The organism is Polaribacter sp. PL03, from assembly GCF_033875165.1.
GTDB lineage: Bacteria > Bacteroidota > Bacteroidia > Flavobacteriales > Flavobacteriaceae > Polaribacter.
In genome coordinates this window covers 206,106-228,310 of sequence record NZ_JAWZSV010000003.1, presented here as the reverse complement: position 1 = coordinate 228,310, position 22,205 = coordinate 206,106, and the positions used below count along the sequence as shown (strand labels likewise).

20 protein-coding genes are annotated in these 22,205 nt (G+C 30.1%); 14 read left to right on the top strand and 6 right to left on the bottom strand.

Annotated elements, in window-relative coordinates:
- The first annotated feature begins 96 nt into the window (after positions 1-96).
- Positions 97-603 carry a DUF456 domain-containing protein gene (locus SHK09_RS07165; RefSeq protein WP_319810101.1) on the top strand — a complete coding sequence of 169 codons (507 nt, stop codon included), beginning with the start codon at positions 97-99 and terminating at the stop codon, positions 601-603.
- A 485-nt stretch (positions 604-1,088) separates the two neighbouring features.
- Positions 1,089-2,783 carry a lysine--tRNA ligase gene (gene lysS, locus SHK09_RS07160; RefSeq protein WP_319810100.1) on the top strand — a complete coding sequence of 565 codons (1,695 nt, stop codon included), beginning with the start codon at positions 1,089-1,091 and terminating at the stop codon, positions 2,781-2,783.
- Between the two features lie 186 nt (positions 2,784-2,969).
- Here lysS and SHK09_RS07155 read toward each other — a convergent pair whose 3' ends face one another.
- A complete protein-coding gene (locus SHK09_RS07155; RefSeq protein ID WP_319810099.1) occupies positions 2,970-3,092 on the bottom strand; it encodes a hypothetical protein in 123 nt (40 codons plus the stop codon).
- Positions 3,089-3,259, bottom strand: coding sequence for a hypothetical protein (locus tag SHK09_RS07150; RefSeq protein ID WP_319810098.1), 171 nt, complete (start codon positions 3,257-3,259; stop codon positions 3,089-3,091). The genes SHK09_RS07155 and SHK09_RS07150 overlap by 4 nt, the downstream gene beginning before the upstream one ends.
- Positions 3,260-3,526: 267 nt before the next feature.
- On the opposite strand from SHK09_RS07150, the gene SHK09_RS07145 reads away from it, so the two are divergent.
- The 4 genes from SHK09_RS07145 to SHK09_RS07130 all read left to right on the top strand — a co-directional run bounded on the left by SHK09_RS07145 (position 3,527) and on the right by SHK09_RS07130 (position 7,593).
- Positions 3,527-4,444, top strand: a complete 918-nt coding sequence (locus tag SHK09_RS07145; protein ID WP_319810097.1) for a glutaminase — start codon at positions 3,527-3,529, stop codon at positions 4,442-4,444.
- Positions 4,445-4,554: 110 nt separating this feature from the next.
- Positions 4,555-5,730, top strand: a complete 1,176-nt coding sequence (locus SHK09_RS07140) for an SMP-30/gluconolactonase/LRE family protein (protein ID WP_319810096.1) — start codon at positions 4,555-4,557, stop codon at positions 5,728-5,730.
- A gap of 174 nt (positions 5,731-5,904) precedes the next feature.
- Positions 5,905-6,606: a hypothetical protein gene (locus tag SHK09_RS07135; RefSeq protein WP_319810095.1), complete on the top strand. Its 702-nt coding sequence runs from the start codon at positions 5,905-5,907 to the stop codon at positions 6,604-6,606.
- A gap of 15 nt (positions 6,607-6,621) precedes the next feature.
- Positions 6,622-7,593, top strand: a complete 972-nt coding sequence (locus SHK09_RS07130) for a bile acid:sodium symporter family protein (protein ID WP_319810094.1) — start codon at positions 6,622-6,624, stop codon at positions 7,591-7,593.
- 41 nt (positions 7,594-7,634) lie between these two features.
- Here SHK09_RS07130 and rsmG read toward each other — a convergent pair whose 3' ends face one another.
- Entirely contained in the window at positions 7,635-8,264 is a 630-nt protein-coding gene (rsmG, locus tag SHK09_RS07125) for a 16S rRNA (guanine(527)-N(7))-methyltransferase RsmG (protein ID WP_319810093.1), read from the bottom strand.
- Between the two features lie 122 nt (positions 8,265-8,386).
- Here rsmG and SHK09_RS07120 point away from each other — a divergent pair, with 122 nt between their 5' ends.
- Both SHK09_RS07120 and SHK09_RS07115 read left to right on the top strand, forming a co-directional pair.
- Positions 8,387-9,478 carry an acyl-CoA desaturase gene (locus tag SHK09_RS07120; protein ID WP_319810092.1) on the top strand — a complete coding sequence of 364 codons (1,092 nt, stop codon included), beginning with the start codon at positions 8,387-8,389 and terminating at the stop codon, positions 9,476-9,478.
- A 24-nt stretch (positions 9,479-9,502) separates the two neighbouring features.
- Positions 9,503-10,690, top strand: coding sequence for a pyridoxal phosphate-dependent aminotransferase (locus SHK09_RS07115; protein ID WP_319810091.1), 1,188 nt, complete (start codon positions 9,503-9,505; stop codon positions 10,688-10,690).
- Positions 10,691-10,883: 193 nt separating this feature from the next.
- On the opposite strand, the gene SHK09_RS07110 is transcribed toward SHK09_RS07115, so the two are convergent.
- The gene (locus SHK09_RS07110; protein ID WP_319810090.1) at positions 10,884-11,099 is read right to left on the bottom strand and encodes a hypothetical protein; all 216 of its coding nucleotides are present in this window, start codon (positions 11,097-11,099) and stop codon (positions 10,884-10,886) included.
- 170 nt (positions 11,100-11,269) lie between these two features.
- Here SHK09_RS07110 and SHK09_RS07105 point away from each other — a divergent pair, with 170 nt between their 5' ends.
- The gene (locus SHK09_RS07105; RefSeq protein WP_319810089.1) at positions 11,270-12,370 is read left to right on the top strand and encodes a DUF4407 domain-containing protein; all 1,101 of its coding nucleotides are present in this window, start codon (positions 11,270-11,272) and stop codon (positions 12,368-12,370) included.
- A 195-nt stretch (positions 12,371-12,565) separates the two neighbouring features.
- Here SHK09_RS07105 and SHK09_RS07100 read toward each other — a convergent pair whose 3' ends face one another.
- Both SHK09_RS07100 and SHK09_RS07095 read right to left on the bottom strand, forming a co-directional pair.
- Positions 12,566-13,165, bottom strand: a complete 600-nt coding sequence (locus SHK09_RS07100; RefSeq protein WP_319810088.1) for a PhnA domain-containing protein — start codon at positions 13,163-13,165, stop codon at positions 12,566-12,568.
- Positions 13,166-13,213: 48 nt separating this feature from the next.
- On the bottom strand, positions 13,214-15,595 hold the full coding sequence (locus tag SHK09_RS07095) for a penicillin acylase family protein (RefSeq protein ID WP_319810087.1): 2,382 nt from the start codon (positions 15,593-15,595) through the stop codon (positions 13,214-13,216).
- Between the two features lie 74 nt (positions 15,596-15,669).
- On the opposite strand from SHK09_RS07095, the gene SHK09_RS07090 reads away from it, so the two are divergent.
- From SHK09_RS07090 to SHK09_RS07070, 5 genes are all read left to right on the top strand, one after another.
- A complete protein-coding gene (locus SHK09_RS07090; protein WP_319810086.1) occupies positions 15,670-16,833 on the top strand; it encodes a DegT/DnrJ/EryC1/StrS family aminotransferase in 1,164 nt (387 codons plus the stop codon).
- A gap of 5 nt (positions 16,834-16,838) precedes the next feature.
- Positions 16,839-17,858 (top strand): UDP-glucose 4-epimerase GalE, encoded by a 1,020-nt coding sequence (gene galE, locus SHK09_RS07085; RefSeq protein WP_319810085.1) that lies wholly within the window; start codon positions 16,839-16,841, stop codon positions 17,856-17,858.
- A 295-nt stretch (positions 17,859-18,153) separates the two neighbouring features.
- Positions 18,154-18,348, top strand: a complete 195-nt coding sequence (locus tag SHK09_RS07080; protein WP_319810084.1) for a hypothetical protein — start codon at positions 18,154-18,156, stop codon at positions 18,346-18,348.
- 119 nt (positions 18,349-18,467) lie between these two features.
- On the top strand, positions 18,468-21,305 hold the full coding sequence (locus SHK09_RS07075) for a pitrilysin family protein (protein ID WP_319810083.1): 2,838 nt from the start codon (positions 18,468-18,470) through the stop codon (positions 21,303-21,305).
- Between the two features lie 279 nt (positions 21,306-21,584).
- A complete protein-coding gene (locus SHK09_RS07070) occupies positions 21,585-22,184 on the top strand; it encodes a Crp/Fnr family transcriptional regulator (protein ID WP_319810082.1) in 600 nt (199 codons plus the stop codon).
- The last annotated feature ends 21 nt before the right edge of the window (positions 22,185-22,205 follow it).

The following is a 22,205-nucleotide window of genomic DNA, read 5'->3' as shown; positions in this document are numbered from 1 at the left end:
AATACAAATATAACTAAATATTTAGTTTGAACTAATTTTTTAGTTATAAATTTATGTAACAAAGGTTTTATACTTTCGTCTTATAATAAAACAACTATGGATATTTTCTTGCTTATTATTGGCTTTCTATTGGTAATTCTAGGAATTGTAGGTTCTTTCTTACCTGTTTTACCAGGACCTTTAACAGGTTGGTTTGGTTTATTGGTTTTACATTTTACTACTATTATCCCTATGAATTTAACTTTCTTAGGGATAACTTTAGCAATAGCGATAGTAATATGGGTGCTAGATTATATAATACCTGCAATTGGTACAAAACGTTTTGGCGGAAGTAAATACGGTGTGTATGGCACAACCATAGGTTTATTTGTAGGCTTATTCTTTATTCCTGTGCCGTTTGGTATTTTAATTGGCGCCTTTTTTGGTGCATTAATTGGCGAGTTATTGTTTGATAGTAAAGATACTAACAGAGCAATTAAAGCTTCCTTTGGTTCTTTTGTGGGTTTATTAGCTTCTGCAACTATTAAATTTTCTGTTTCTTTTGTATTTGTTATTTTATTTTTGATAAAATTTTGGGACTATAAAGAAGCTTTCTTTTCTTAATTTGTGTCTTTTTAATAAAATAATACTCTAAAAAATATTTTATTTTTCTTCTTTATAACTAATAGTAAAGCGTTTGTACTTTTTTAGTAGAATACTGTTTTTACAAAAAAAATAGGTTTGCAAACAAGTTTAGCCCTGATTGAAGCAACTGTTTGAGCTCTTTTTTATTCTTTTTCTGAATAAAAAAAGCGAGTGCAAAAAGCAGGAAACAGCTTCTAATAAAGAGATTTTAGGTAAATAAAGAGCAAAAAAAAAGCGTCCCATTTAAGGGAAGCTTTCCATTGGTTAACAAAACCACGACACTTTTTATAAAGTGCCAAACAACACAACTAAATGCTACTTCAACAAAAAGTAGCGGGCAAATATACAACGTTTTATGATTTCTACAACAATTTATTGATATTTTATCGAAATCTGCAATTGCTACATAATTGAAAGATTGTATCTTTGCAGTCTTTAAAAATTTATCACTAATATATTAAGAAATGCAATTATCAGAACAAGAAGTTGTACGTAGAGAAAAGCTAGCAAAATTAAGAGATTTGGGTATAAACCCTTATCCTGCAGATTTATTTCCAGTAGATTCTAACTCGAAAGAAATAAAAGAAAGCTATGCAGAAAATAAACCGGTGGTTATTGCAGGCCGTTTAATGGTTATAAATATACAAGGAAAAGCTTCTTTTGCACAGTTGCAAGATGGTGAAGGTAGAATTCAACTTTATTTTAATAGAGATGAAATTTGTGCCGGAGAAGATAAAACTTTGTACAACGATGTCTTTAAAAAATTACTAGATTTAGGTGATTTTATTGGGGTTGAAGGTGAATTATTTACAACTAAAGTAGGTGAGAAAACTGTTAAAGTAAAGTCTTTTAAATTGTTAAGTAAAGCGTTAAAACCTTTACCAATGCCAAAGGTTAAAGATGGTGTTACTTTTGATGCTTTTACAGATCCTGAGATGCGTTACAGACAACGTTATGCAGATTTAGTAGTAAACCCTCATGTAAAAGAAGTATTTATTAAAAGAACAAAATTGTTTAATGCAATGCGTTCTTTCTTTAACGAATCTGGTTATTTCGAAGTTGAAACACCTGTGCTACAACCAATTCCTGGTGGTGCAGCAGCAAGACCTTTTATTACACATCATAATTCATTAGACATTCCATTATACATGAGAATTGCGAATGAATTGTATCTTAAAAGATTAATTGTTGGTGGTTTTGATGGTGTTTATGAATTCTCTAAAAACTTTAGAAATGAAGGAATGGACAGAACTCATAATCCGGAATTTACGGCCATGGAAATCTATGTTTCTTACAAAGATTACAATTGGATGATGGATTTTTGTGAGCAACTTTTAGAGCATTGTGCAATTGCTGTTAATGGTACTTCTGAAGCTACTTTTGGAGAACACCAAATTAACTTTAAAGCACCTTATGCAAGAGTTACAATGGCAGATTCTATTAAACATTTTACAGGTTTTGACATAACTGGAAAAACAGAAGATGAAATTAGAGAGGCTGCAAAAGGCATGAATATTCCGGTTGATGAAACAATGGGGAAAGGAAAATTAATTGATGAAATTTTTGGTGAAAAATGTGAAGCAAATTACATTCAACCTACTTTTATTACAGATTATCCTAAAGAAATGTCTCCTCTTTGTAAAGAACACAGAGACAACCCAGAATTAACAGAGCGTTTCGAATTAATGGTTTGTGGTAAAGAAGTTGCAAATGCATATTCTGAATTGAATGACCCAATTGACCAACGCGAACGTTTTGAACACCAATTAAAATTAGCGCAGAAAGGTGATGATGAAGCTACAGAATTTATTGATGAAGACTTCTTAAGAGCCTTAGAATACGGTATGCCTCCTACTTCTGGTATGGGAATTGGAATGGACCGTTTAATTATGTTCTTAACCAACAACCAATCGATACAAGAAGTTTTATTTTTCCCTCAAATGAGACCAGAAAAGAAAGCGCCTTCTATAGAATTAAACGACGAAGAAAAAGCTGTTTTAGCTATTATTGAAAAAGCTGAAAAAATTGATTTAAACGACTTAAAAACACAATCTGGTTTGTCTAATAAGAAATGGGACAAGACAATTAAAGGTTTAACTAAAAAAGATGTTGCTAAAGTTTCTAAAACAGACGAAGGTTTGTTTGTAGAAGTTATATAACAACTTTCTTATTTTAATAATATCCTGCAATTACAGGATATAAAAAAGGAACTACATTTTTGTAGTTCCTTTTTTTATTGAATTATTTAAATAAATTGAAAGCTGAAAAACAACTAATTTTACTGCATTTCTTTACAACAAGCATAAAATTAAATAAGCTTGTAACAAATCTTTTAAATAAAAAAACTACTTCTTATCTGGGTAATTTTCTTTTTTACTTTTCTGGCTAGAGTCGTAAATATTCCATAAAGTAAAGCCCATGTAGGTTGTAAATATAACTCCACCTACTATAAAGAAACTTATACTCATGTTGTTCTTCTTTGTCTTATTGCTATTGCAAACAATAATATTGTACCAGGCCAGTGTGCAGAATATTGCGCTTCTTCTGTCATTCCTAAAATACCATATGTTACAGAGTATAGCAAACATAGAAATGCTAAAATAATTGGGTACCATTTTAAAATAAAACTTTTCATATCTTAATATATTATATAATTACATACCTAATATACTGATTATGTTTACGATATTTAAAGCACAACAAGAATAAAGCTCCTTTAAAATACAATTTAAACCGAGTCCAATTAAAAGCAATTTGTTTTTAATTGCTATAATTGTTAATAAATATAACTACGCAATATTGCTATTCTTCTTTTGAAATCTACTGAAGTATTTCTGTTTTTTTTATGTTGTTCTTACAAAATTTTCGAATAAGTTTGTATCTATTAATTGTATGACTTGTAATGGAAAACTATAAAAAAATTATTGAAGACATTTATTTAGATGTAAAAAATGTAAATGATATTGGTAAAGTGGCCAACTATATTCCTGAATTAGCATTTGTAGATTCTAATAGTTTTGGTATTAATATTACAACCATAAACAAAGAGTCTTTTGGTATAGGAGATTTTAATACGAAATTTTCTATACAGAGTGTTTCTAAAGTACTATCATTAACCTTAGCTTATAAGTTTGAAGGTGCTAAATTATGGGAAAGAGTAGATGTAGAACCATCTGGAAACCCTTTTAATTCTTTACTGCAGCTAGAAGCAGATTTAGGAAAACCTAGAAATCCGTTTATAAACTCTGGCGCCATTGTAATTTGTGATGTTTTATTGTCTCATTTAGAAAACCCAAAGGAAGATTTTTTAGAGTTTTGTAGAGAAGTTTCGAATATTCCTACTTTAGAATATAATGAAAAAGTAGCTCAATCAGAAAAAAGCTCTGGTTTTAGAAATACAGCACTTTGTAATTTTATAAAATCTTTTGGCAATATTAAAAATGATGTAGATGCCGTTTTAGATTTTTACTTTCATATGTGTTCTTTAGAAATGACTTGTAAAGAGCTTTCTGAAATAGTTCTTTATTTAGCTGACGATAATTTTACAACGCACAAAGGAAAAAGAATTCTTACAATGAGTCAAGCTAAAAGGGTAAATGCAATTTTACTTACTTGTGGTTTTTATGATGAATCTGGCGAATTTGCTTTTCGTGTTGGTTTACCAGGAAAAAGTGGTGTTGGTGGCGGTATCGTTGCTATTCACCCAGACAAATATTGTATTGCAGTCTGGAGTCCTAAATTAAATGTAAAAGGTAATTCTTATAAAGGAATGTTATTTTTAGAGAAATTTACTTCAAAAACAGCTTCTTCAATTTTTTAAAAAAATAAATAATCTATTCTTTTTTGAGATAAAAACAGTTGCTTAATGGGTAATAAAACTCATTTTATAACTATACTTAATTTCTAATTTCGTAATTCTAAAGACGTCTTATGAAATTCAACATTTTATCACTTATAATTATTATAACTTTCTCTTACCACAGTAAAGCACAAACACCTGTAAAATTAAGTACTGGTCAGTTTGGTTTTATAGAAGGTCCTGTTTGGGATCGAACAGATAATATCTACTTTTCAGATATTACTGGTAGAATCGTAGAAAAATACTCTGTAAGTAATAACACTTTTACAACAGCCTTTAACATACCTAAGCCAGCGAGAACAAATGGCTTAATGTTAGACAAAGATTTAAATTTAATTGTTTGTGATTTTAGAGATGGTAATGTTACTAAAAGAAATGTATCTGGTACTATTTTAGAAACCTATGCTACTGGTATTTTAAATGCAAATGATTTATGTATCGATAAGAAAGAAGGTGTTTATGTAACATCTCCTAACTCTAGTAAAGTATATTATATTAGTTCTTCTCCAACAAGAACACTTACTGTTATTGATGATACATTAAGCTCTCCTAATGGTGTAATTATTTCTTCTGATGGTAAATCTTTATTGGTAAGTGATACAGATACCTATAGTATTTATAAATTTGATATTGACCCTACAACCGGTTTTATAACTAATAAAATTGTTTTTGCAACTTTAGAAGACACAGAAACAAACCCAAGTGATAGTAATGCCAAAAGATCGCTTGCAGATGGTATGGCATTAGATACAAATGATAATTTATATGTAGCTAATAAAAAATCTATTCAGATATTTAATTCAGTTGGAGTGCGCACAAATACCATCGCTTTTGCAGAAAACCCAACCAACTGCACTTTTGGAGGCACAACTTTAAGTACACTTTATGTAACAACTCCTAAAGATTTATATCGCATAGAATTCCCTGGAGTAACTGGTTTTCAACATCCTTTTAATTTACCTGAAGTAAGTTTATCGATTCCTGAAAATTTAAAAAACAAACCTATTTTCAATGTTTTTCCAAACCCAATTAACAACCATAAAGTAACCGTTTCTGTTGGCAATAAAAGTATTACTGAAGTATTAATATACAATGAATTGGGTAAAAAATTAGGTATTTGTAACTTTATAAAAACAAGTAATACCATTGAGGTTACTTTAAATAAAAAACTAAAAAACAGTACTTACTTTTTAGCTATTAAAACAGATAAAGGAAAAACGTACAACAATAAAATTATATTACAATAAGTATAATTTTAACCAAGTTTAAATACTTAAAAGGTGCTGTTATATTAGTTTGTTAAAGCTATAAAATTATTTTTCAGCCTTTCATTAAGCCTAAATTAATAAGTTTTAAATCTAAAAAAATGCATAATATTATTATTGATTGTACCTTTGATACGATCAATTGATAGTATCATTATGGCAAATTTATCTCATATTGAGAATCAAATTAAAAGTGTAATTAATTTCCAAGAACTTATTGCGTCACCTTTTCAAGGAGAAATTAATGCAATGTGTTGGAAACGTAATCTAATTGGTGATTTTTCTGAAATTATTAAAAAAGTTGCATCAAACGAAAATATAGTAGCACTTCATCTAGAAGAACTTTACGAACTTCAATTAAGTGAGCAAGGTAAACTTGCACGCAATATTCTTATAAACGACTTTAAGTTATTAAAAAATCAAGGAGCATCGCCAACATTAAACATCATAAAAAACTATGAAAGAGATGACGCTTTTCCTTTTTTCCCTACAGATGTATACTCTTTTCATGTAGATCGCTCACCAATACCTACCGATACCTTTTTATGCACATATCATGGTGAAGCCAGTGATATATTACCAAATTCTGAAGGGATACAAAAAATTCTAATTCCAGAAATACGTGTAGAACTTAAAAAATTATATGGAGAAGGTTCTAACGATGGTTTTGAATCTTTCTTAAGTGAATTTTTCTTTGATTTACATTACCAAGCAAAACCCACAGCAAAACCCATAAGTTTAGGCATTGGTCATTTATGGAAATTAGCTATTGACCACCCAGAAAGCAAAGTACTTCCTTGTCTGCATAGAGCCCCAAAAGAAAAAACAGGAGAACATCGGTTGATGATGATTTGTTAATTTTAAAACAGTTGTATGAAAATAAAGATTGATAAGTTTGTAGTATCTATAATAATTACAATACTAATAGCTTATATTTTTCCACAATGGGGAACACAAGAAAGCAAGGTTCCTATTAATACCATTAGTACAATAGGTATCTCACTTATCTTCTTTTTTTATGGTTTAAAATTAAGTCCGAGTAAGTTAAAAGCAGGACTCAAAAACTGGAAATTACATATTTTGGTACAATTATCTACCTTTCTAATTTTTCCTCTACTCGTTTTATTACTGCGCCCTTTTATTCAAAATTCTGCACAAGAAACTATTTGGTTGGCTTTCTTTTTCTTAGCGGCTTTACCTTCTACAGTCTCTTCTTCTGTTGTAATGGTTTCTTTGGCAAAAGGAAATATACCAGCAGCCATTTTTAACGCTAGCATTTCTGGAATTATAGGTATTGTTATCACACCATTATGGATGGGATTATTTGTAAATGAGATGCAAACAGATTTTAATTTTACAGAAATATACCTCAAATTAATTCTTCAAATTATAGTTCCGGTTATAATAGGACTTCTTTTACAGCGTTTTTTAGGTAATTTTATACAGAAGCATAACAGTAAGCTTACTTTTTTCGATAAATCTATTATCCTATTAATTATTTACAAAAGTTTTGCAGAATCTTTCGAAGGAAACATATTTAGCACTGTTTCTTTTTTAGATTTAAGTCTCATTTTAGTTGGAGTTGTTATCTTGTTTTCTATCGCTTTTTATCTCACTGGGTTTTTATCAAAAAAATTGCAACTAAATACAGAAGATCAAATTACAGCACAATTTTGTGGTACCAAAAAATCTTTAGTTCACGGTACTGTCTTTTCAAAAATAATATTTGGTAATATGGCGAGTATTGGTATTTTGTTATTACCGCTTATGTTATTTCATGCCACACAAATATTAATAATTAGTATTGTAGCAACAAAAAAGGTTGCTAAAAATAGCAACCTATAAAATCTAAATAATTAATATTTTTTTTTATTTTTTAAAGAGATTTACCCTTTAAACTTCATTCCTAAGTGAACTACTTTCTTAGTTTCATAGAAATCTTCTTCGAAATAATCAGTTAAATCATAAATTGTAGCAGACGTATATAATTTTAATTCTTCAGATAAATCGCCACCTTTTAAATATAAAATTCCGTTTTTTAAATCGTGATTCTGTTTTTTAGAAATTCTACCTTTTGTCCAACCAACAAAAGTTTCCATTTGTGCTACTGCCCTACTTACAATAAAATCATAGGTATCTTTTACCTCTTCTACTCTACCATTTGTAGTTTTTACGTTTTCTAAGCCCAAACCTTCTACAACTTCATTAACAACTTTTATCTTTTTCCCTATAGAATCAACTAAATGAAACTGTGTTTCTGGAAATAAAATAGCTAAAGGAATACCAGGAAAACCTCCACCTGTACCAACATCCATTACTTTAGAACCTGGTTTAAACTGCACAACTTTAGCGATTGCTAAAGAGTGTAAAACGTGGCGTAGATATAATTCGTCTATATCTTTTCTAGAAACAACATTAATTTTTAAATTCCAATCTTGGTATAACTCTTGTAGTTTACTAAATTGTTCAATTTGTGTTTCTGATAAATTTTTAAAATATTTGTGAATAATATCCATTATAAAAGGTTTAGGCTGCAAAAATAGTTATACTTAACAAACAATTAGCAACAAAACCTGACGTTTATCATAAAAAGCAGATACAAAAAGATTATTTTTGCAAATCAATATTAAAATACTGAATGAAAACAATAAATTTCTCAAGAGTAGATAAAGCGAAATTCTTTAGAACTCTAAATAAAAGAGTAAATACATATTTTAAAGAAAACGAATTAAGAAAAACAGGAAACTGGAAATTGTACACAAAAGCATTTATAATGTTTTCTCTTTTCTTAGTTCCTTTTATTTTAATCTTAACCGTTTCTATGCCACAATGGGTAATGGCACTTTTAATGGTAGTTACCGGAATTGGTATGGCAGGTGTTGGTATGAATGTAATGCACGATGCCAACCACGATTCTTTTTCTAAAAGAAAATGGGTAAACAAATTAATGGGAAGTAGTATTTATATTCTTGCCGGAAACGTGTATAATTGGAAGGTACAACACAATGTTTTACACCACACTTTTACAAACGTAGAAGGCCATGATGAAGATATAGATGCTGGTAGAATTATTCGTTTTTCTCAACATTCTAAATGGTTGCCAATTCATAAAATTCAAAAATTTTATTCCATCTTTTTGTATGGTTTATTAACAATAAACTGGGCAATTACAACAGATATTAAGCAAATGCACCGTTATTTAAAACGTAAATTATCTTATGGTAAATTTCCTAACCCTACAACAGAATGGACAAAGCTAGTTATTTCTAAAGTTGCCTATTATGCACTTTGGATTGCTTTACCTCTTTTGGTTTTAGACGTTGCTTGGTGGAAAGTAATTATTGGCTTTTTTGTAATGCATTATACAGCAGGTATGATTTTAAGTTTGGTTTTTCAATTGGCGCACATTGTACCAAATACAGAAATGCCACTTCCAGATAAAGAAGGGAATTTAGAACACACTTGGGCAGTCCACCAATTATATACAACTTCTAACTTTGCTCCTAGCAATTGGTTGGTAAACTTCTATACAGGTGGTTTAAATCATCAGGTTGAACATCATATTTTTCCGCACATTTCTCATGTACATTATGATAAATTAGCTAAAATTGTAAAAGAAACTGCCATCGAATTTAATTTGCCATATAACGAATACGATACCATGCGTAAAGCAGTTATAGAGCATTTTAGACATTTAGGAGTTTTAGGGCAAAACCCAGAATTAGCATAAAAACAACACACAACTAACAATAGAATGAAACATCCATTATCAGACAGAATTAACAGTTTACCTGTCTCTCAAACTCTAGCAATGGCTGCTAAAGCAAGAGAACTAAGAGCAGAAGGAAAAGATATTATTGGTTTAAGTTTGGGAGAACCAGACTTTAATACACCAGATTTTATTAAAGACGCTGCCATAGAAGCTATCAACCAAAATTACAATTCGTACTCTCCAGTAGATGGTTATGCAGAATTAAAAGAAGCTATTTGCGTAAAATTTAAGCGTGATAACAATTTAGTTTATAAACCAAGTCAAGTTGTAGTTTCTACAGGTGCAAAACAATCTATTGCAAATATTGCACAAGTATTATTAAACCCAGGAGACGAAGTTTTATTACCTGCACCTTATTGGGTAAGTTACTCTGCAATTGCAATTTTATGTGAAGCAACGTATGTAGAAATTCCTTCTTCTATAGAGAATGATTTTAAAATCACTCCAGAGCAGTTAGAAGCTTCTATTACGCCTAAAACAAAAATGATTTTCTTTAACTCGCCTAATAACCCAAGCGGAACTATTTATAGCGAAGCAGAATACAGAGCGTTAGCAGCAGTATTAGAAAAACACCCACGTATTTTTATCTTATCAGATGAAATCTACGAACATATTAATTACGAAACAAAACCATTTAGTTTTGCTGCAATAGAAAGCATGTACGACAGAACAATTACTGTAAACGGTTTAGCAAAAGCATTTGCTATGACTGGTTGGAGAATTGGTTACATTGGTGCACCAGAATGGATTGCTAAAGCATGTACTAAAATGCAAGGTCAAATTACTTCTGGTACAAACTGTATTGCACAAAGAGCAGCAATTACAGCAGTTTTAGCACCTGTTTCTAAAATTCAATATATGGTAGACGAGTTTAAAACTCGTCGAGACATTATTATTGGTTTATTAAGAGAAATAGAGGGCTTTAAAGTAAATGTACCCGAAGGTGCTTTTTACGTTTTTCCAGATGTTTCAGCATTTTTTGGTAAAACTATAAACGGCTATAAAATAGAAAACGCAAGCGACTTTTCTTTATTCATTTTAGAAAGAGCAAATGTAGCAACAGTAACTGGTGATGCTTTTGGTACACCAAACTGTATAAGAATGTCTTATGCGGCTTCAGAATTACAAATTAGAGAAGCAATTAAAAGAATTAAAGAAGCATTAAGCTAAACTTTAAAACATACTTATTATAAAAATCCATCTTTTCTAAGGTGGATTTTTTTTTGCTTTGGCGTGTCCTTTCAGGTCAGGCTTTTCGCACTCGCTTTTTGTTCATTCTTCACAAAAGAGCTCAAACAAACGCTACAATCCTTCACGCGCTTGTTTATATACTAATTACAAAACTAGAATTAGAGCGCTATTCTTAAAAAGAAATCATAACAATTGTAATTATAAAAAGAGAAACCTGTAAAATAACTGCAGCTTTACTTTCAACATTATTTTGATGATTTAAAATCAACCCTTTTATTTTAGAAATAGACTTGCATTTCTCTGTTAAAATAGCTCTTTTAATTTCTTGTTTATAAGTAGATGTTAAAATTCCTCTTTCTAATACGGTAGTAGTTTGTAAATATTTCATGGTATCTGGTTTTATTGATTTATACAAAGAAGACGACACCTAACAACCTTTGTTACAGACTAAAAGTTTCTAAAAATTAAAATAAATTCGTTTTTCTAGCGTTTATGGTTTACGACAATCAGAAAAAAATATTAAAAAATTATCTTTTCTCTCCAAAAAAAAAAGAAACCATGCTTAAAAAATTCTTTATTACTTGTTCCGGAATCGATAAAAACATTATTAATAATTGTTCTAATGGAGAACAAAACAAATATGTTGGTATTGGAGCAACCGTTTTTTTTACAGCAGTTATGGCAACAATTGCCGGTAGTTATGCTTTATTTACAGTTTTCGATAGTATTTATATAGCTGTTTTATTTGGTAGCATTTGGGGTTTATTAATCTTTAATCTAGATCGTTTTATTGTTTCTACCATAAAAAAAAGAGATGCTAAATGGAAAGAGTTTTTACAAGCTTCACCCAGAATTTTATTGGCTGTAATTATTGCTATTGTAATTTCTAAACCTTTAGAATTAAAGCTATTTGAAAAAGAAATTAATCAGGTTTTACTAACAGAGAAAAACCAAATGACGCTAAATAATAAAACACAAATTGCACAGCAATTTACACCAGAAATAACGCGCATAAATTCTGAAATAGCAGTTCTAAAAACAGAAATAACAACAGAAGAAACAAAGACAAATACTTTATATGAAACTTATATTTCTGAAGCTGAAGGTAGAAAAGGGACCAAGCTATTAGGTAAAGGCCCCGTTTACAAAGAAAAAAGACAAAAACACGATACTTCTTTAACCTCATTAAACACGCTTAAAAAAAACAACTTAGAAAAAATTAAAACAAAAGAATTGGCAATTGCTTCTTTAATAGAAAAGCAGAAATTGTTAGAAACCAAAACGCAACATATTATTACAAATTTCGACGGATTAATGGCTAGAATAAATGCTTTAGGTAAATTACCTTGGTTGCCTTCTTTCTTTATTTTCTTGTTGTTCTTAGCCATAGAAACCTCACCAATATTTGCAAAATTAATTTCACCAAAAGGTGAATATGATTTTAAATTAGAAGATGAAGAAACAGCTGTAAAAACTTGGGTACAGCAGCAAGTACAACAAAGAGAAAAGATGTTGCAAGCAGATATTATAATTAGTAAAAAAGTATATGAAAATATTTCTGAAGAAGACGAAATCTATGAATATAAAGAAAAAATGGCTCGTAATTTAATGAAACTACAAGCAGATTCTTTTTATAAGAAACAACAAAATATGTTGTAATGCTATATGCTAGCAAACGCACGCGTTAGCGATTGAAGCATTTGTTTGAGCTCTTTTTAAGGCACGAAAAAAAGCGAGTGCGTAAAGCGCGACCTGCAAGGAAACGCCCATAGAAATGGTATAAAAACAGAAAAGCAATCTTTATATAAAATAGAGATTGCTTTTGTAATTTATTTTTAAAAAAAGAAACTTAACTTATTCTTTTTCTGCCATTTTCTTTACGTAATCTGTAATAATTACAATTTGTGTTGGTCCTACTTTTCCTTCAATAAAGTTAGCATTCTCATGATCTAAAGAAATTCTTCTTACAGCTGTTCCTTGTTTAGCAACCATGCTAGATCCTTTTACTTTTAAATCTTTTATTAAAACTACAGAATCTCCTGCTTGTAAAATTACACCGTTTGCATCTCTGTGAATAATTTTTTCGCTTTCGTCTAAGTGATCTCCAGATTCTTTAGCAAAACGTAAATCGTCGTCTTCTAAATACATCATATCTAGTAAGTCTTTTGGCCAACCTTCATTTCTTAAACGAGATAACATTCTCCAAGCAACAACTTTTACAGCTCTGTGCTCACTCCACATAGAATCGTTTAAACAACGCCAATGATTTGCTTCTGTTTCTTCTGCATTGTCTATTTGCGTAATACATGTTGCACAAGCTAGTAAACTTCCATCAACTCCACTACCTCCAACAGTTACAGTTGGTTTTACTTCGTAAATAGACAAATTATCTGTTGCTGTACATAATTCGCATTTATTTCCACTTCTACTTTCTAAATCTTGTTGTAAACTCATGTTCTATTTTTAGTTGTACAAAAGTACATTTTTTAATCAGTTTGCTTCTTATTTTTCAGCTTTCAAAACTAAGACATTTTTACTTTGCTTAATCTCTACTGCATTCAATTTCATTTTAAAGAAATTTCCATTTAAATATTTTTTTCTTTGATCTTTATAGTGTTTACTAAAAACACGCCCAGATTGTCCTGTAGGTATAACTGCTATGCTATTTTCTACATCAGAAAAATCTACAATTCTTCTTGTTGAAGGACCTGCTTTTACTTTATAATAACCTGTAGAATCAATGTCGTAAATTTGGTTATTTATTACTTGGTCGCCACCAGAAGGCACAAAAGGCCCAACATTAAAATATTTTCTTAAGACAGCAATCTCACCAATTGCATGTTTGTGTTCTACAGAAATAACGCGTTCCCATTTCCAACCAGCTACATTTGCACCTAATTGATTTTCTAAAAAAGAAAATGCATTTTTAAAAGAAGTGGTTATAATATCTTGTTTGGTTTCTACTTTGTCTTTTGTAGAAACATTGTCCCACCAAACAGATTTTTCTTTAGCTGCTTGCATTGGTAAAACCTTTTCTATAAAAGGTGTACTTGCAAACTGATGAAAACTTTTTCCCATTTCATCTGCAAAGGTGTTCTTTTGAAACTCATAAATAAATCTGTTATAAATAACTGGTGCAACTTCCTCTTTATCATAATTTCCTGTCCAGTTTTCTAAAATATGAATTGCTGTTTTTGCACTTGGCGAAAACTCCCTTTTATCTAAATATTTTATTAGGTCTTTAGCAACTTTTGGTGCTGAAGGAGATGTAACATCCATTATCATTTTTGCAACATCTTCTTTAGTCCAATCGTTTTTTGGAGCAACCAAATCTACAATTCTCTTCGCTCTATCTTCAGACAAATAATAACCAGGATACAAACTATTTTTAATAGAATCTGGCTGATTGTTCGCTGAATAAACGTAGTTATTTGTTGGGTTAATTGCTTGCGGATTTTCTTCAAAATCTAAATACTCTACAATCTCATCTTTTCCAGAGCTACCATTTAAAAATGTTTTTGTGTATAAAGAATCTCTGTATTTATATAATTTACCTGTAGCAAACCAAGCAATATTATTTTTTGCGTCTCCATACATCATATTTAAACCTGGTGCATGTAACTTACTTGCTCCTTTTTTAAATTCTGTTAAGTTTGTTGCGTGAGACATTTCGTAAGCAACATCTAAAATTCGATTGTTTAACTTCGTATAAATCCATTGCATTGCAATTGGCTTTTCTGTTTCTAAGTGCTCTACAATACCGTTCATTAAAGGTCCGTGTTTACTTACTTTAATTGTATAAAGAGAATCTTTAGCATCTTTAATTTTTAAACGTTTTTGAATTAATTTATAATCGAAATAATCTTCTTTAAATTTATATTGATTGGTGTTTTTTGGGTTATTTTCTTCAACATAAAAATCGATATCATCGTTTTCGAACATTGTTAAACCATAAGCGAAGTCTTTATTATGACCTAATAAAGGAAATGGAACAAGTGCCAAATGGAAACCATACATTTCATAATCTGGTGTTTTTATATGTGCTTGGTACCAAACTGATGGCTGTGAATACCCTATATGAGGATCGTTTGCGAAAATTACTTTTCCGTTTTTAGTTTTATCTGCTCCAATTACCCAAGAATTACTTCCTATAAATGGCGAAATTGGTAAAACATCTATTAGACTATTCATTGCTAGAGAAAATGCACCTGTTATTTCTGGGTTTTTCTCATTTTTAATTAATGTTAAGTTTTGGTTTTCTGCACCAATTAATTCATTAAAATAAGCGGTTCCTAGTTTCTCTTTTACTTCATTTAACATTGGGTCTGTCTTATGAGCAACTGCAAAACTAAAAGCCATATAACCAAAAACATTATACATATCTTTTAATGTATATTGTTCTTTTTCTACACCTACTAAGTTAAATTCTATAGGTGTTTTTCCGTTTTCTATATATTGATTAATACCTTCTAAATAAGCAATTGCCATTTTATATGCAGCAGAATTCTTATCTAAATTTTTAATTGTTTCTGCAGATGCTTCTTCAATACCTAAACCAGAAAATAACTTATCTGCTCTTATTAATTTTTCTCCAAAAATCTCAGACAATCTTCCTGCAGCAATTCTTCTAATTAATTCCATTTGCCACAATCTATCTTGTGCATGCACATAACCTAAAGCAACATAGGCATCTTTTTGATTTTTTGCATTTATATGAGGAACACCAATTTCATCAAAATAAATGGTTACGTCTTCTGTAGTATTTTTAATGACAATTTCACCTTTATAATTAGGTTTAAGTGTTTTAGAGTACAACCAACCAGCAGCAATTGTTAATATTATAATAACAATTAAAAATATGATGATTTTTTTAATAATTTTCATGTAAATCTATTTGATAAATTCAAAGGTAATAGATTTATATCGTATTTTTGGTACAGTTATTAAAGCACACTTTTATGAAAAAAATTCAAATGGTAGACCTTCAAGGTCAATATGCAAAAATTAAAGAATCTGTTAACTCTTCTATAGAGCAAGTTCTAAACACATCTGCATATATAAATGGACCTTTGGTTCATGAGTTCCAAGCAGATTTACAAAAATATTTAGATGTAAAACACGTAATTCCTTGTGCTAATGGTACAGATGCTTTGCAAATTGCAATGATGGGATTAGGCTTAGAACAAGGCGATGAAGTTATTACAGCAGATTTTACATTTGCAGCAACGGTAGAAGTTATTGCATTATTAAAATTAACACCAGTTTTAGTTGATGTTGATGCTAAAACGTACAACATAGATATTGAAGCTTTAAAAAGAGCAATTACACCAAAAACAAAAGCAATTGTGCCTGTTCATTTATTCGGACAAGTAGCAAATATGGATGCTGTTATGGAAATTGCAAAGGAGCATAATTTATTTGTTATAGAAGACAATGCACAAGCAATTGGCGCTACTTATACTTTTAAAGATGGTACAAAAAAGAAAGCAGGAACCATTGGAAACGTTGGTACAACTTCATTTTTTCCGTCTAAAAACTTAGGTTGTTATGGTGATGGTGGTGCAATTTTTACAAATGATGATGAATTAGCACATACAATTAGAGGAATTGTAAATCATGGAATGTACACTCGTTATTACCACGATGTTGTTGGTGTAAATTCTAGATTAGATTCTATACAAGCAGGTGTTTTATTAGCAAAATTACCTTTATTAGATAGTTATTGTAATGCTCGTAGAAATGCAGCTCGTTTTTATAATAATGCATTTTCTAGCAACACAAACATTATAACACCAACTACAAAATCGAACGCAACAAATAGTTGTGGCCAAATTTGTGATGTTTGCGATTGTCATGTTTTTCACCAATATACATTACAGATAACAAATGGAAAAAGAGATGATTTACACAAACATTTGTTAGATTTAGGAATACCAAATGCTATTTATTACCCAGTTTCTTTACACGCACAAAAAGCATATAAAGATACTCGTTATAAAGAAAGCGATTTCCCTGTAACTAATGAATTGATTAAGACAGTAATTTCTTTACCAATGCATACTGAACTAGATACAGAACAGTTAGAATTTATTACAACTACAATTAACAATTTCATCAACTAGAAAAAATGAAAAGAATACTTGTAACAGGAGGATTAGGCTTTATTGGTTCTCACACCGTTGTCGAATTACAAAACGAAGGTTTTGAAGTTGTTATTATTGATGATTTATCGAATACAACAATTAACGTTCTAGATAGCATTACAGAAATTACAGGTATAAAACCATCTTTTCATCAAATAGATTTGCGTGTTAAAAGCGATGTAAAAACCTTTTTTGAGACCAATAAAATCGACGGAATAATTCATTTTGCAGCCTTTAAAGCTGTAGGAGAAAGTATGCACAAGCCTTTAGATTATTACGAAAATAATTTAGGCACTTTGGTCTATTTACTTCAAGAAATGAGAGATAGAAAATTAGACAATTTTATTTTCTCTTCTTCTTGTACGGTTTATGGGCAAGCAGATGAATTACCAATTACAGAAAAAGCACCTGTTAAAACCGCAGAATCTGTTTATGGTAATACAAAACAAATTGGCGAAGAAATTATAAAAGATGCTAGTAAAGCGCATGGAATTAATGCCATCGCTTTGCGTTATTTTAATCCTATTGGCGCGCATGAAAGTATTAAAATTGGCGAATTACCTTTAGGCGTTCCTCAAAACTTAATTCCTTTTGTTACACAAACTGCTGCAGGAATGCGCAAAGAACTATCTGTTTTTGGCGATGATTATGATACTGTAGATGGAACAGCTGTTCGAGATTATATTCATGTTGTAGATTTAGCAAAAGCACATATTGCAGCTTTAAAGCGTTTAATAAATAAGAAAAATAAAGAAAAATTTGAATTCTTTAATGTAGGTTCTGGTACAGGTAGTTCTGTTTTAGAAGTTATAAAAGCATTTGAAAAAGCCTCTGGAAAACCACTAAATTATAAAATAGTTGGTAGAAGAGAAGGCGATATTACCGCAGCTTATGCAGACACTACAATAGCAAATAAAGAATTAAACTGGAAAACAGAAAAAACTTTAGACGAAGCGTTGGCTTCTGCTTGGAAATGGCAACAGCAACAGCAGCAACAACAATAATTAATATGATTCTCTAATTTACAGAAAATCTATTTTTAAGCAGAAATCACTCAAAAAAGACATATTTTATGTTAATTTTGAGTGATTTCTCTGTTTTTACATCAATTTTAATCATTTTTAGGTTTTTATATGACAAGAAAAACCTACTATAATTAGTATATTGTTAATCTTAGTAGCACATCATTTGCAGATTTGTATTTCTAGTGTCATTAAAGTCGTTTTAACTTTTAGAAGTTGTTATCAAATTATAGCACCCTTAACTTTGTTGCATAATTATTAATGATAAATGAAACCAATGAAACTGATAAAAATTAGAAGAAAAACCCGTTTAGAAAAACGTTATACATCAAAAATGGGAAAATTACACACCAATGTTACGTACATAAAGAAAACATTACTAAATGTAATTCCTCTTAAAACAATTCACAAATACAGAGAAACGTATTATGGTGAAATAAAAGATTGCGAAGACTGCGTTTTAGCTAAATAATATTTATAAAATCTCAAACAAATTAAAGTTTGAGGTTTTTTTTTGCTTATAATTTAACAATACTTAAACATTTGTTAAATTTAGTTTTAGTAATTTTCGAAGTTCAAAAACCAACTCAAATGAAAAAAATATGTATCGCTTTTTTAGCAATTACAAGTTTTATTGCTTGTAATAAACCTTCCGAAGAGAAAACACCGGAATTAAGTATAAACTACAAAAAAATAGAACTAAAAAACGGACTAGATGTTGTTTTTCATGTTGATAAATCTGACCCAGTTGTTGCTGTAGAATTAATGGTACATGTAGGTTCTGCTAGAGAAATTGAAGGTAGAACTGGTTTTGCACATTTATTTGAACATTTATTATTCTTAGAATCTGAAAACTTAGGAAAAGGTGGTTTAGATAAAATGAGTGCAAGAATTGGTGGTTCTGGTGCAAATGGTTCTACTTCTAGAGATAGAACAAATTACCTACAAACAGTACCTAATGATGCTACAGAAAAGATGATTTGGGCAGAAGCAGATAAATTAGGTTATTTTATAAATACAGTAACAGATCCTGTTTTAGCAAAAGAAAAACAAGTTGTTAAAAACGAAAAAAGACAAAGTGTAGATAATAGACCTTATGGGCATAATCAATATGTAATTGGTAAAAACCTCTACCCAAAAGACCATCCTTATAACTGGCAAGTAATTGGTTCTTTAGAAGATTTACAAAATGCTACTTTACAAGATGTAAAAACTTTTTATAAAAAATGGTATGTTCCTAACAATGCTACTCTAGTATTATCTGGAGATATCGATATCGAACAAGCTACAAAATGGGTTCATAAATATTTCGATGAAATTCCTAAAGGAACAGAAGAGATTCCTACATTAGAAAAAAGACCTGGTGTTGTTAAAGAAACAAAATCTTTATATTACGAAGATAACTTTGCAAGAGTACCTCAATTAACTATGGTTTGGCCAACAGTAGAATCTTATCACCCAGATTCTTATGCATTAGATGTTTTATCTCAATATTTAACAGACGGTAAATCTGCTCCTTTAAACCAAGTTTTAGTTGATGATTTAAAATTGACTTCTAACACAACAATGTTTAGTAGAAATTCTGAATTAGCTGGAGAAGCACAAATTATTGTAAGAGCTTTTAATGGTAAAAAATTAGATGACGTTAAAACAGGAATCGAAAAAGGATTTGCAAAATTTGAAGCAGAAGGAATTTCTGATAAAGATTTAAATAGAATAAAAGCAGGACAAGAAACTCAGTTTTATGGAAGCTTGTCTAGTGTTTTAGGTAAAGGAACCAACTTAGCTTCTTACAATACATATTTAGGAAATCCTGGTTTTGCTACAGAAGATATTAAAAATACTTTAACAGTTACAGCAGAAGATGTAATGCGTGTTTACAATACATACATTAAAAACAAAAACTACATTGCTACAAGTTTTGTGCCTAGAAATAGTGCAGAATTAGCTTTAGAAGGTGCTGAATTGGCAAATGTTGTAGAAGAGAAAATTGTGAACGGTGCAGAAGAAAAATTCGATTCTAAAATTGCAGCAACTTATAATAAAACTCCTTCTTCTTTTGACAGAAATATAGAACCTCCTTATGGCAAAACTCCCTCTTTAGCAGTACCTAATGTTTATGAAAGTAATTTAAACAATGGTTTAAAGATATTCGGAATAGAAAATGATGAAGTACCTTTAGTTCGTTTTAATATTACTATTGATGGTGGTCAATTATTAGAATCTATGGATAAATTAGGCGTTGCTAATTTAACTGCAGATTTATTAAACAAAGGAACAAAGAACAAAACAGTAAAAGAACTAGAAGAAGCTATTCAAGAATTAGGTGCTTACATTTACATTTCTTCAAGTAAAGAAAGTATAACATTAAGCGGAACAACTTTGGCTAAAAACTATACTAAAACATTAGCTTTAGCACAAGAAATGTTATTAGAACCAAGGTTCGACCAAAAAGAATTCGATCTACTAAAACAAGCAACAATTGCTAGTTTACGTCAGCAAGAGGCAAACCCTAACGCAGTAGCAAATAATGCTTATAATGGTTTAATTTATGGTAAAGATAATATTCGTTCTAAAAACACTTTAGGTACAATAGCTTCTGTAGAAGCAATAAATGTAGAAGATATTAAAGCGTATTACAATAATTACATTTCTCCTTCTGTTGCTAAAATTTTAGTTGTAGGAGATATCTCTGAAGATAAATTAATATCTTCATTATCTAACTTAAATACAAATTGGAAAGCAAAAGAAGTAACAATACCAGAATATAAAACTCCTGAAAGGCCAACCAAACCAACTGTATATTTTTATGATATTCCAAATGCAAAACAATCTGTTTTACAATTTGGTGCGCCTGCATTGGCTGCAACAGATAAAGATTATTATGCAGCATCTGTAATGAATTACATTCTTGGTGGTGGTGGTTTTGCTTCTCGTTTAACACAAGAATTAAGAGAAGGAAAAGGTTATACTTACGGTATTCGATCGGGGTTTTCTGGTACAAAAGCAAAAGGAACATTTACAATTTCTAGTGGTGTTCGTTCTAATGTTACTTTAGAATCTGCACAAGCAGTTAAAAAAATATTAGAAGAATACCCAACTACTTTTTCAGATAAAGATTTAGAAACTACAAAAGGTTTCTTAATTAAAAGTAATGCTAGAGCATTTGAAACTGCAGGCGCAAAACTTAGAATGTTATCTAATATTAGTAACTACGGTTTAAAAGCAGATTATGTAAACGACAGAGAAAAAACTGTAAATAACATGACCAAAGAACGTATTAAAGAATTAGCAAACACATATGTTAATCCTAATAAAATGATTTGGTTGGTTGTTGGTGATGCAGAAACGCAGTTAGAAAGAATGAAAGAATTAGGTTACGGAGAACCTATTTTATTAAACGAAAGACAAAAGCAAATTAAGAATTAAAACCTCTAACTAGCTACTATTAAAAAGTCTCAATTTCTAATTAGAAATTGAGACTTTTTTTTGTTTTATACAACTACTCCGCCAAAACATTAAACTAGCAGTATAGTACTAAATAGTTGCCACCAATAGTAGTTAAAAACAACTACAAAAGATTTAATTTAGTTTGTTTGTAAGTTTTTAAAAAACTAACTTCGTTAACTTCTGATATAAAACATTGAAACGATTTCATATCATTAGAGTTGGCAACAAGCTAAAAAAACATCCGAACTAAATTTCAAAATGACAGAAAAAGATAAAAAAAAAGAATATTATATTAATTTCTTTCTAAATAAAATTCCTACCTCAAATATGGAATTAAAAAAATTTAGTAGCTCTTTTTTGACAGTAGAAGAATATAACAAAAAAGAATTTTTATATAAAAGTGGTGAAATACAAAAGGAAGTTGGTTTTGTCTGTCAAGGACTTTTGAGAAAGTATTACATCAATGAAAAGGGAAGTGAAATAATTACAGGCTTCATCAATGAAAATGGTTTCGCTACCGACTATCCTTCTTTTTTAAGACAAAAACCTTCCAAATACCATATACAATGTCTCGAACCAACAATTATTGTAAAAATACCCTATGAGAAATTACAGGAAGCTTACCAGAAGTATAGAGACAATGAAATGTTTGGCAGATTAGTAGCTGAAAATGTTCTAACAAGAGAAACAGACAGAGTTGAAAGCCTCTTATTTGAAAGTGCAGAAGAAAGGTACCTGAATTTTTTAGACGAAAACAAAGAAATTAGTAATAGAATCAGTTTAACTCATTTAGCATCCTATTTAGGAATGGAACGACAATCTTTAAGTAGAATTAGAAGTAATCTAACTAAACAATAATTTTGTCACATAGGTGTCAGA